This window comes from Spartinivicinus ruber (genome assembly GCF_011009015.1).
Taxonomy (GTDB): Bacteria; Pseudomonadota; Gammaproteobacteria; order Pseudomonadales; family Zooshikellaceae; genus Spartinivicinus; species Spartinivicinus ruber.
Window position 1 is genome coordinate 1,619,645 of the sequence record NZ_CP048878.1, and the last position, 14,466, is coordinate 1,634,110.

Below are 14,466 nucleotides of genomic sequence, written 5' to 3' on the forward strand. Positions count from 1 at the left end.
TAGTCATTTAATTTGTGTCAAAGCTTAGCTTAATAGCTAATATACGATATTTTTTAGTTAAATATCAGGAAATTAACAACTTAATTGATATATTTGTTTGTGGTTTTTCCTAAAAAAGAAAATTTTCTTTTGTTGTTTTATAGGATTGTCATAACCAAGGCCAAAAGTAAATGTTTGCTATTGATGTTGAGCAATACATATTTTTTTAAATAATATTGAATAAATCAATTTACTAATTGTCGAATAAAGCCGAAAATAGACAAAAACCTCACTGTTAGACAATTGTCTGGTAAGTCATGGAGTCATCTTTGCTATCAAGTGAAGTGGAGGCTTTGTGTATTTCTATGTAAATAGTCACTAAGAAACTATTGCAAAGAAATCCAGTTTAAAACCTGTTGTAGTGTTAGTATAAATCAAGGAAATGAAATGGTTGCTTGTATTAATTTACACCTTTCTCAAGAAGAAGTATTTTTTGATCAAATTGCAAACCCCAAGACTACTCAATGGAATATTGGTAGTAATGTAAAAATAAATGGTCAACTTAAGCCTGAATTTTTAATGCAAGCAATAACTTTCGTAGTTGAGAGTTTAGATATATTTAAGTTTAAAGTTAGCGAGGATGAGGGAAACCCATATTTATATAAAGATCCTTTGATTAATATAGATTATCGTAATCAATTAGACTTTAGTAGAGAAAAATTCCCAGAAGATAAGGCTAAACAGTTTATTCGAGACGAGTTTGATACCAATTTTGAACTGCTTTCCGGTAATTTATATGAGTTTTATTTATTGAAGCTATCTGATCAGGAATATTGGTGGTGCTCACGTTTTCATCATATTTTAATCGATGGTTTTGGTATAGCTATTTTTTGTAAAACAGTGGCTAAACTCTATACAAGTCTTGTACAAGGCAAGCCTGCCGGCGATCTACAGCATAATCTGTTTGCATACTTGGATTCAATCAAAGAGTCCCATTTTTATTATAATTCTAGTCAATATCAGCAGGATACAGTTTATTGGAGGAATAAGTTTAATACTGTTCCCGAGAAGTTGCTTGCGAAAAAATATAGTCAACAATTGTTTATTAGTGAAACGATTGATATTGAAATAGCTAAGCAGGATAGAGAGCAACTGGAGCAATTTAGAAGCACAGCTAATATCAGTTTATTGCAAATGACGCTTGCTGCGTTGGTTATTTATTTCGATCGTATAACAGCTCAACAGCCACTGGTATTTGGTATACCATTACATAACAGACTGAGTAAAAAGCAACAAAAAACAGTAGGCATGTTTACTTCGTTGGTACCTTTTTGCTACCAAATGGGTGATTCAAAACCAATAGATGCTTTATTAGCAGAAATAAAAAACACCCGAAAACAAGACTTTCCTCATCAACGCTACCCATTAGCTCATTTAAAAAGACAGATGATTGAAAAATTTGGTCAAAGTTATGAGTTATTTGACGTTGCAGTAAACTACGGCAAGTTTGATTATCAATTAGAGTTTGATGGACTTGAATCGACTGTTCAACAAGTAATTAGTCGAAAAAAATCATTGCCTCTACATGTTTTTTGGTGTGACTTTGGTCAACACCAACCGTTAACGCTAAAAATTATCTACCGGAATGATTATATGGATGAGCAGGAAGCAACACTTTTTGCTCAGAGAGTTATCCATATTTTACAGCAGCTAGTTACTAAAACTGATTGCCTTACTAGTGATATTGAAGTGATTAGTGCCTCTGAGCTGCAATTAATCCAATCTTGGACTCAACCAAAACAAGTTTTGAGTGAAGAACAAAGTATTTTTAATAATAAGCAGATTCAGACTTTATTTGAAGAGCAGGTTGATAAACAACCTGACTCAATAGCTGTTGTATTTGGTCAACAACAACTGACTTATTATGAGCTCAACTCTAAAGCTAACCAGTTGGCTCACTATTTAGTTGAGCATGGGGTTCAAGCCGAAACTTTGGTGGGGCTGTGTGTTGAACGCTCTATTGATATGGTCATTGGAATGTTGGCTATTATTAAAGCAGGTGGTGCTTATTTACCAATTGACCCTAGTTATCCTAAAGAAAGACAAGCCTATCTATTAGAAGACAGTCGGCCGATATTAATACTCACCCATAGTAACTTATTGGCGGAATTACCTGGTTTTAATGGCAGAATATGTTGTCTTGATATTGAGTGGCCAAAACTTAAGCATTACGCCAAGACTAACCTACAGGTTTCTAATAGTTTAAATAGTCTTGCTTACATCATTTATACATCTGGTTCTACCGGTAAGCCTAAAGGCGTGTGTGTTGAACAAGCAGGTATTATTCGTCTGGTGAAAGCAACTAACTATGTAGCACTATCACCAACAGATGTTATTGCTCAAGCATCTAACCATTCTTTTGATGCAGCCACCTTCGAAATCTGGGGGGCTTTATTAAATGGAGCTAAATTGGTATATATCAGTAAGTCTGTGTTACTACTACCTGAAGCACTTAAAGCACAGTTAAGTCGGGATAATATTACGACTCTTTTTATGACAACGGCGCTTTTTAATGCAGTGGTCGAACAACAGCCTGATACATTTAGCCAATTAAAATATTTAATATTTGGTGGTGAGGCGGCCTCAGTCACCCATGTTAATCGTGTTCTAGATAATGGTAAGCCAGCGCATTTATTAAATGTATATGGCCCAACAGAAAATACAACGTTTAGTACTTGGTATGAAATACAGGGACAGCAGCAGTCATATCCTATTGGTATACCTTTGGCATATTCCAGCGCCTACGTGGTAGATAAGCACAATAATTTTTGCCCTGTTGGAGTTGCGGGTGAATTGTTGGTTGGTGGATTTGGAGTTGCTCGAGGTTATTTAAACAGGCAAGAATTAACTGCTGAAAAATTTATTAATAACCCATTTAATTCTGTGGAAAATGAGCGGCTGTATAGAACAGGGGATTTAGTGTGTTGGTTGCCAGATGGTAATTTGGAGTTCTTAGGACGTATTGATAACCAAATAAAACTCCGTGGATTTAGAATTGAGCTTGATGAAATAGCAAGCTTATTAAAGCAACATGAACAGGTCAAAACAGCAACTGTCTTAGTTCGCGAAGATCAGCCAGGGGATAAACGTTTAGCTGGTTATGTTGTAACGGCGAATACAAATAGCTCCCTCGAAACAGAACTGTTGCAGCATTTGGCAAACCAATTGCCAGAATATATGGTACCTGCAGCTATTGTCGCTTTAACCGAGTTTCCTCTAACTGAAAATGGCAAGATTGATCATCAGTCACTTCCCAAGCCTGATTACAACTTAGTTAATAATATGGTGACGCCAAGTAGTGAGGTAGAGAAATCTCTGGCATTAATTTGGCAACAGGTATTGGGTATTGAGCAACCACTTAGCTTACATGATCATTTCTTTAATTTAGGTGGGCACTCTTTATTGGCAGTAAAACTAGCCAGTCAAATACGCCATCAGTTCCAAGTGGATATTGGCATTGAAACAGTCTTTGCCCAGCCAACCCTTGGTGCTTTGGCTAATATTATAACAGCAACAAACACAACAGTATTATCTAGAATTAATGCTACTGATCGTTTAGCTCCTTTGCCTTTGTCCTACGCGCAGCAACGCTTATGGTTTATTGACCAAATGGAAAAGGGCAGTCAGCAATATCATATACCAATTACCTATCATTTGTCTGGCAACTTAAATATAAAGGCATTATCTCAAGCTTTTATCAAGTTAATTGAGCGCCATGAATCATTAAGAACAGTTTTTAAACTGCTAGATGATGAAGCACGACAGTATGTGCAAACATTACCAGAAAATTGGCAGTTAACTGTCACTGACTTACGAACGGCAACCATTGAAGAAAAACAACAACAGCTCGATACTTTGAAGAAACAGTTGCATAAGCTACCATTTGATTTAAGTCAGGACTTAATGTTGCGGGCACATTTAATTAGATTGATAAATGATGAAGCACTGTTGTTAATAACAATGCATCATATTGCATCTGATGGTTGGTCTGCAGAAATTTTAATTAAAGAATTAAACCACCTTTATAATAGTTTTATAGAAAACCAAAATAATCCCCTGCCAGAACTGACAGTTCAATATGGGGACTATGCTATTTGGCAGCGGGAGTGGTTGCAAGCAGAACGACTGAAAAAAGAGCTGGCTTATTGGCAACAACAGCTGGCAGGAGTACCAGAGGTACATAACTTACCATTAGATAAGCCAAGGCCTACTGTACAAAAGTATCAAGGGAAGCGAATTGAGCAGATTATTCCTGCTGCCTTAGCGGACAAATTTGAAGCCATCTGTCGAGATCAAGAAGCGACCTTATTTATGGGCTTACATGCGGTATTGTCCATATTAATTAACCGTTATAGTGGTGAATCGGATATTGTAATTGGTACGCCTGCTGCTAACCGGGAGCAAGCTGAAGTTGCGCCATTAATCGGTTTTTTTGTTAATACCCTGGTATTACGAGCAGATTTGTCCGGTGATATTAATTTTAAACAATTATTGGATCAGACTAAAAAAACGGCATTAGCTGCTTATGCTCACCAGCAATTGCCATTTGACACTCTTGTAGAATACATACAGCCTGCTCGCAGCTTGGGTTATCATCCATTATTTCAGATTGTTTTAGCGTTACAAAATAACCAACAAGCCAAATTACAGTTAACAGAGGTACAGGCAGAATTACTCAAGCCTGAATTATTTACGGCTAAATTTGATCTAATGTTAAATGTTGAAAAAAGCTCATCGGGGTTTGCTTTATGGTGGGAGTATAACACAGCTTTATTTAATCATAATACAGTTGAGCAACTAGCAAGTCATTTTAATCAATTAATTGAACAGCTAGTATTATCGACTGATCGTCCATTTAAAGAGTTGTCCTTATTAAGCGAGGATGAACAGCAACGTTTATTAACACAATGGAGTAATAGTCAGTCTATTTGTCAGGCAAGCGAAACTATTCATCGTTTATTTGAGCGGCAAGCATTAAAGACGCCGGAAGCTATTGCGGTTGTTGCTGAAGGTGAGCAATTAACGTATCAGGCACTTAACCAGAGGGCAAATCAACTTGCTCATTATTTGCGGGCTAGCGGTGTTGATACCGAAACTTTAGTAGGACTATGTGTTGAACGCTCTATTGATATGGTAGTCAGTATTTTAGCTATTTTAAAAGCAGGTGGTAGTTATCTTCCGCTTGACCCCAGTTACCCTAAAGAACGTTTGGATTATATATTAGAAGACAGTAATCCACTTTTATTGATTACACAACGTAATTTATTAAATCATTTTCCTGATTATACTGGTTTGATTACTTACATAGATACAGACTGGCCAATCATTCAAGCATACACTGGACATAATCTGACGAATATTTCGGAAATAACCAAGCTTGCTTATGTTATTTACACATCTGGTTCAACAGGTAAGCCTAAAGGCACCTTAGTTAGACATAAAGGGGTGGTTAGATTAGTTATTAATAACCAGGCATTGCCATTTTTATCTCCTGAAACAGTCACCATGCAATGTGCTTCAATCGCATTTGATGCAGCAACATTTGAATTATGGGGGGCATTATTAAACGGTGGTCGAGTAGTGCTTTATAGTGAAGAGATGGTTGATATTAAGCTGTTAGAATCAATGATCAACCAGTATCAAGTGAATACTATGTGGCTTACAGCAGGTTTATTTGACCATTTTGTTCAGCAGGTAGATACGCCACTCAATTCAATGCAATATTTGCTGGCTGGTGGGGATGTGCTTTCACCTGAGTCGGTTCATCAGCTTTATCAGGCTTATCCCAATATTCAGGTGATAAATGGGTATGGTCCCACAGAAAATACCACGTTTACTTGCTGCTACTCGGTGCCACGTGATTTTAATCAAAACCAGGCATTGCCTATTGGCAAACCGATTAGCGCCACTCATGTATATGTATTAAATGATGCACTTGATTTATTACCCACAGGGGCTATTGGTGAGCTTTATGTTGGGGGCGATGGATTGGCCAAAGGCTATTTAAACCAGACAGAATTAACCGCAGAAAGATTTATACGACATCCATTTAACAGTGATCCTCATGCCTGGTTATATCGTACAGGTGATTTAGTGCGCTGGCTGCCTGATGGTAATTTAGCCTTTGTTGGGCGAGCTGATCACCAGGTAAAAATACGTGGATTTCGTATTGAGTTAGGGGAAATTGAAGCATTAATTGCAGCTTGTGAGCAAGTACAAGAAGTTGTAGTGATTGCCAGGGAAGATCGACCAGGAGATAAACGACTAGTTGCTTATATTGTAGCGGAGCCAACCATCAACTTTACTGTATTCAAAAGACAGTTAAGCAAACAGATGGCCTCTCAATTACCTGAATATATGGTGCCTACTGCATTGGTGGCATTAACAGAGTTACCTTTAACTACTAATGGAAAAGTTAATCGTAAAGCATTACCTAAACCAGATTATCGTAATGATGCTGCATTTATTAAACCAGTTAGTCCTACACAAATAGCACTAGCACAGTTGTGGAAACAAGTGCTTGGTATAAATGAGGAGTTGAGTCTGATAGATAACTTTTTTGGATTAGGCGGACATTCGCTATTAGCTGTAAAATTAGCAGGTTTAATCCGCAAGCAGTTTAAGCTGGAAGTGAGTGTTAGAGATATTTTTGCATTTCCTACTTTGGATGGATTAGCTACGAGCCTTGAGCAGGGAAGCGTAACTCAATTAATTAATTCAGATAATCATGTCACTATTCATAAAACTAACCGGTCGGAACCATTACCACTATCTTATGCACAACAACGGTTGTGGTTTATAGATCAAATGGAAGAAGGCAGTGATCAGTATCATATGCCTTATTTATACCGGTTAACTGGACCTTTAAATAAAGAGGCATTATCACTAGCATTTAGGAAGGTTTTACAGCGCCATGAAAGTTTAAGAACAGTGTTTAAACTTATGAATGGTGAGGCTCGACAGTATGTGCAAGCATTACCAGAAAACTGGCAACTGGTGAGCTCGGATTTACGAGACCAATCGTATGCGCTACAACAAAAGCAGCTTGAAAAAATCAAACAACAAATACATAAAACTCCCTATGACTTAAGTCATGATATAATGTTGCGTGCTCATTTGGTACAGCTAAAAAGCCAGGAAGCATTACTGTTAATTAATATGCATCACATTGCTTCTGATGGTTGGTCAATGGGAGTGCTAATGAATGAGCTTAATCAATTGTATGCTAATATTTGCAAAGGTAATTCAGTAGAAAAAAACTTACCTGAATTAGCCATTCAATATGGTGATTATGCTGTTTGGCAAAGGAACTGGTTATCTGGTCAATTGTTAGAGGAAAAATTAGACTATTTGCAACAGCAGTTACAGGGTATTCCTGAGGTACATAATTTACCATTAGATAATCCAAGGCCAGCTGTACAGCAGTATCGTGGCAGCCATTTTGTGTATGAGTTAGACCCCATATTAATCAAGCAGTTTAAGGCCTTATGTCAGGCTAAGGGGGCTACTCTATTTATGGGATTGCATGCAGTATTGGCATCCTTGATTAGCCGTTACAGTGGTGAAACGGATATTGTTATTGGTACTCCGGTAGCTAATCGGGAACAATCAGAGGTTGCTACGCTGATTGGTTTTTTTGTTAATACGCTAGTATTGCGTAGTGACTTGTCTGATGAAATAAGTTTTGATGATTTATTAATACAATCTAAACAGACTGCATTAGCAGCCTATACTCGTCAGCAAGTGCCCTTTGATCATTTAGTGGAACGACTAAAACCGTCACGTAGTTTAAGTTACCACCCAATATTTCAAGTAATGCTGGCTTTACAGAATAATGAGCAGGTAGCACCGGAATTAGATAACATTACAGCAGAATTAATTAGACCTGATTTTCCTGTGGCTAAGTTTGACTTAACGTTAGTAGCGGAGGAAAGAGAACATAGCTTTGTTTTAACCTGGGAATATAACACAGCAATTTTTAAATGTAGCACTATTGAGCAGTTTGCTAAGCATTTTGTTAAGTTATTAGAGCAGGCTATTATCACACCTGATATGCCAGTAATGCAGTTGCCATTATTATCTAAACAGGAAACTGAACAGCTACTGGCTGACTATTCTAGAACGGTTTGTACGACTGTTAATACCAAAATTTTGGGCGGCAATAATGGTATACATCATCTTTTTGAACTGCAAGCTTATAATACGCCAACGCAAACTGCAGTGGTGTTTGAAGCTCAACAGCTGAGCTACCAGCAATTAAATGAAAAAGCCAATCAACTAGCCCATTATTTAATGGCAAGAGGTGTTACCCCTGGTACGTTTGTGGGGATTTGTTTAACCCGTTCTTTAGACTTGATTACGACGATTTTAGGTATTTTAAAAGCGGGTGGTGTTTATGTCCCACTAGATCCAAACTATCCACTCGAGCGCTTATCATTTATGGTTGAAGATAGTAAAGTTAAGTTTATTCTGATGAATAAAATGTTAACTGATGCTATACCTCTTGATCAGATACAAATTAGTGAGTCAAATATTATTTATATAGACGATTTGCAAGTTACTGATCAACTAGGTAAATGTCCTGTTACCAACATTACTGATGAAAAAGTAAATGTAGCTGCAGCTGACTTGGCGTATGTGATTTATACATCTGGCTCTACAGGGAAACCAAAAGGTACATTAGTTAATCATAAAGGTTTGGTAAATATTCTCCAAAGCCAAAAGGAAAATTTGCAGTTATCAACCACTAGTCGGGTATTACAATTTGCTTCAATTAGTTTTGATGCTGCTACCTGGGAATGGAGTATGGCGCTTACGTCGGGTGCAACCTTATATTTATTTCCACAGGCGATGATTGTTTCATTGGAGACACTATCTGAACAAGTCGCTAATTTTCAGTTGACCCATGCTTTATTACCGCCAGCGGTATTGCCTTTGTTAAATGAAAATAATTGGCAGTCGCTAAAATGTTTAATTATTGGAGGGGATAGTTGTCCGTTAGATTTAGCCAAACAATGGTCTAAAGAGCGCATTTTGCTTAATGCCTATGGACCGACTGAAGCAACTATTTGCGCAACGATTGCTCAAATTACCGAAAATGATTCAGTAATGCATATTGGCAAACCTTTTACTGGGGTAGAGGCTTATGTTCTGGATAAAGCTCAACAACCAGTACCAATTGGTGTTGCTGGTGAGCTTTATATTGGTGGTGTTGGGGTTGCTAGAGGTTATTTGAATAGACCTGAGCTGACAGCAGAAAAGTTTATTCAGCATCCATTTAATAATGATCCATCAACTCGATTATATGCAACAGGTGATTTAGTGCGTTGGCTACCCGATGGCAACCTTGCTTTCATGGGAAGAATTGATCACCAGGTAAAAATACGCGGATTTCGTATTGAGTTGGAAGAAATTGAAGCCCTGATATTAAACCATGAAGGAGTAAAAGAAACTGTAGTCATTGCTCGTGAAGATCAGCTAGTTGATAAACGATTGGTTGGGTACGTTGTTGTTGATACCTCTCATAGTTTTGAAATGATTAAGCCTGACATTATGCAGTTGCTATCTGAGCAGTTACCTGAGTATATGGTGCCTGCAACCTTAATGGAGGTTATGTCACTACCCCTAACACCTAATGGGAAAGTTGATAGAAAAGCTTTACCTAGCCCAGTTTATCAGGGTGAATCCTCTATTGTTGAGCCGACAACTGAGTTAGAGATTGCCCTAGCTGGTTTGTGGCAGAAGGTATTAGGAACTGACGATACAATCAGTCTAAACCATAACTTCTTTGGGTTAGGTGGTCATTCATTATTAGCTGTTCGTTTGAGTGGTTTAATACGTCAAATGTTTAATGTGGATATAAGTGTAAGAAATATATTTACTACCCCTACACTCGGATCACTGGTCAAAGCTATTGAACAAGCACAGGTGAGTGAGCAGCCAGTTATTAAGCCTGTCGACCGGTCACAACCTTTACCTTTATCCTATGCCCAGCAACGGTTATGGTTTATTGACCAAATGGAAGAGGGCAGTCAGCAGTATCATATACCCTTTATTTATCAGATCACTGGCCACTTGAATAGTGATGCATTATCCCAGGCATTTATTGCATTGTTAACTCGCCATGAAAGCTTGAGAACTGTTATTCGTTTACATGAGGGTAAAGCTGCACAGGTTGTATTAACTTTAGCGGAAGACTGGTCTTTACCAATAACGGATGTGAGATATCAGTCTAAAAATTTACAACAAAAACAGATTAATTCATTAAAGGAGCAGTTGCATAAAGCACCATTTGATTTAAGCCAGGATTTAATGTTAAGGGTACATCTAATCAGAGTGTCCAATGATGAAAATTTATTATTAATGACGATGCATCACATCGCGTCTGATGGATGGTCCGTTGGTGTTTTAATTGATGAATTAAATCAGCAATATAATAATTTAAGTCAAGAAAAGGCCATGGAATTATCTGAATTAGCCATTCAGTACGGTGACTATGCTGTGTGGCAGAGACAATGGTTACAAGGCGAAGTACTTGAAAAACAACTGACTTATTGGCAGCAGCAGCTGTCGGGTATTCCTGAAATACATAGTTTACCTTTAGATAAGCCTCGACCAGCTGTTCAACAATTTAATGGTGAACACCATTTTTGTGAGATAGATGCAGAGTTGGCTAAGCGTTTTAAAGCATTATGTCAAACGCAGGGCGCCACATTGTTTATGGGGCTTCACGCTGTATTAGCCACTTTACTAAGTCGTTATAGTGGTGAAAGTGATATTGTGATAGGTACGCCTGTAGCTAATCGTGAACAGGCAGAAGTCTCTGCATTAATTGGTTTTTTTGTCAATACATTAGTTTTGCGTTGCAATGTATCTGCAGAACTCAGTTTTAATGAGTTGTTAGGTCAATGCAAACAAACAGCATTAGCAGCTTATGCTCATCAGCAAGTACCATTTGATCATTTAGTTGAAACTTTACGGCCAAGTCGAAGCTTGAGTTATCACCCTGTTATTCAGGTAATGTTAGCGTTGCAAAACAATCATAGAAATGAATTACAGTTTAATCAATTAACAATAACTAGTGAACCATTGGCATTATCTACCTCATTGTTTGACTTAACGTTAAATGTAATAGAAAAAGAGGGCAAGTTTATCTTATGTTGGGAGTATAATACTGATCTATTTCTTGACGAAACTATTGAAAATTTAGCTCGCCGGTTTGAAAAGATTATGACCTTTGCTACTACAAAGCCAGGTCAAGCAGTTTTTAAGTTACCTATACTGACTAATTATGAAGAACAGCAACTCATTAATATTAACCAGCAACAAGCGCTGTTGCCTAACAATGAAAGTAATGCTTGTATTCATCAACTATTCGAGCAAGTAGCTGACCAATATCCACAGTCAATAGCTATTGTTTGTGGAAGTCAGACATTAACTTACTCAGTATTAAATAGCAAAGCTAATCAATTGGCTCATTATCTTCTGGAACTAGAGGTTAAACCTGATGATATAGTCGCTATTTGCTTGGAACGATCAATTGATTTAATGATTGCAATTATCGCAACGTTGAAAGCTGGTGGCGCTTATTTACCTTTAGATCCTACTTATCCCGATGATCGTATAAATTATATGTTAGAAGATTCAACTGCAAAGCAGTTGATTACCACTAAGTTATTATCGAAGAAACTTGGTTGTAATAGTCAAAACGTGGTATGTATTGATGAAGAATTTCTCATGCAGCATGTTGTTGCTTTACCGGTAACTAATATTAATCTTGAAACTATTAATGTAACGAATAATCACTTGGCTTATTTAATATATACTTCTGGCTCTACTGGTTTACCCAAAGGTGTGATGGTGGAACATCATTCGTTAGTTGACCATATTCAGGAAGTTATTAATGTTTATCAGGTTTGGCCACAGGATCGGGTATTACAGTTTTTTAATATTGGCTTTGATGCTGCAACGGAGCAGTTTTTTGTAAGCCTCGTATCTGGTGCCACATTGTATCTACATGATAAAGGGCTAATCACTGATAAAGAGTTTGCTAAGCTATTGTTACAGGATGAATTAACTCATATTGACTTGCCACCGTTATATGCAAAGGAAGTATTACTACCTTATATTAATGATATTGAATTCTGGCAACAATCCAAACTACGAAATGTAATTGTTGGAGGAGATGTTTTACCTGCTGATTTCGCTAGAGCCTGGGCAACGAGTAAAGCTAATTTACACTGCCAGTTAATTAATATTTATGGACCGACTGAAGCAACAATTGCATCGACCTATTATGTTGTTCCAGATAATATAAATTATCATTCAGTTCCTATTGGTATTAATACATCAGGCTCTAAGTTGTATGTGTTGGATCAATATCAATCACTAGTGCCTATTGGAGTACCAGGAGAGCTGTATATTGGTGGCAAAGGGGTTGCAAGAGGATACTTAGGTAAGTCAGAGTTAACAGCAGAAAAGTTTGTTATGGATCCGTTCACAGATCCTGATGGAAATTCAAATGCAAAAATGTATCGTGCTGGAGATAGGGTGCGCTGGTTACCTGGTGGTAATTTAGAGTTTTTAGGACGAATAGATAATCAGGTTAAAATACGAGGTTACCGGATAGAGCTGGGTGAAATAGAAACTCAACTTAATTTACATGACTGGGTGACAGATACCGTTGTGGTGATCCATGGTAATGAAGGTGAAGAAAAGAAAATAGTTGCTTACTTGGTTATGAATGATGCTGTTGATAATGAATCATATCAGCAGATAATAACTTGTCAGAAAATGTTGCAAAGAGAGCTTGAAGTTTATTTAAAACAACGCTTACCGGACTATATGATTCCTAGCTGTTTTCTAGTGATTGATCAGATACCATTAACTCCTAACCAAAAGGTTGATCGAAAAGCATTACCTGATCCTGTTTTTGCTATTAGTCAGCTTGTAATAGAAAGTGCCGAATCACGCTTAGAGCAACAGTTGTTGACGATCTGGCAAACAGTGTTAGATGTGAATAAAGTATTTGGTGTTACGGATGATTTCTTTTCTTTAGGTGGCCACTCAATTCTAGCTGTGCGACTGGTTGCTGCAATTAATAAACAGTTACTGTTTAAACTGACTATTCAGCAATTATTTGCTAACCCTTCGGTTAGGGAATTAGCTTATTTTATTGAAGGCACTAACAAACAGCAAAAAGATCAAGAAAATAGGAAAAATTCTCTTGAGTATCAACAGGTAAAAATTGAGGATAATTTAGTAGCAGCAGTACCAGATTTTACTGTTCTTCCTAATCACTCAGTTGGTAATTTTAATCATGTTTTGCTAACTGGTGTGACAGGCTTTGTTGGTGCCTATCTATTAAATAAAGTACTTACTCAGTGGTCGCAGGCAAACTGTTATTGTGTAGTAAGAGCTAGCGATATCAATGTAGGTTATATAAGGATTAAGCAAAACCTAGAAAAATATGGATTATGGGAAAGTGCCTATAATGAACGAATTACTGTTATATTAGGTGATCTTAATCAGGATAAGTTAGGATTAGCGGAGCACTTATGGGAAGCATTGGTAGAAGAGATTGATTTAATTATTCATAATGGTGCATGGGTTAATCATTTATTGCCCTACCAGCAGCTGAAACCTGCTAATGTTAATGCAACGTTATCTTTAATGGAGCTAGCTAGTAAAGGGTGTCATACTCGGTTTACTTATATCTCAACAACTGGTGTATTTAGTAGCCAACTAGGTCGGGATCAGGTTTCAGAAGTAACTTCTATTGAAAATGAAAGACAGTTAGCACACTCGGGATATGGTGCTTCGAAATGGGTAGCTGAAAATCTATTACTTGCAGCTCAACAAAAAGGACTGGATTTATTGATTTTTAGATTAGGTCGAGTGGCAGCTGATAGTAATACTGGACAAGGTGCACCTGAAGATGTAATAGGCCGTTATTTACGCTCTTGTATGTTATTGTCAGTTGTTCCTGATAGCTCATTTGAAGAAACCTTAATTACGGTTGATACAGTAGCTGATGCAGTCATTAATTTAGTTAGTAGGAAAAGGTTAGAGCAACGAATTTTTCATTTAATAGGTAATCAAGTAGTTGATTGGAACCAAGTGCTAATTAAGAATACGGCTCTAAGTCAGGTAAGTTGGCAGCAATGGTTAGCCATTGCTAAGGAGGCGGCTAATAAAAATAGTCATTTACCTGTTGCACCCTATTTACACGGTATTTTTGATAGTACGAATAAAGCAGTTGGTTTTGCTATTAATCAGGAATTAACTGAGAAAGTACTTATCGAACAGGATGTCAATATTTCAAGAGTGACGGATACCATGTTGAGCCAGTACATTAATTTATTAGCTGAAATGGTTGAAACTATAGAGGTAATTGACGTTATTAATGAATAGGTGAACTAATCTCTA

1 protein-coding gene is annotated in these 14,466 nt (G+C 37.2%); it reads left to right on the forward strand.

All coding sequences use genetic code 11. The features are described from left to right. Positions 1 to 426: 426 nt before the first annotated feature. On the forward strand, positions 427 to 14,451 hold the full coding sequence (locus G4Y78_RS07795) for a non-ribosomal peptide synthetase (RefSeq protein ID WP_163832494.1): 14,025 nt from the start codon (positions 427 to 429) through the stop codon (positions 14,449 to 14,451). Positions 14,452 to 14,466 lie beyond the last annotated feature (15 nt).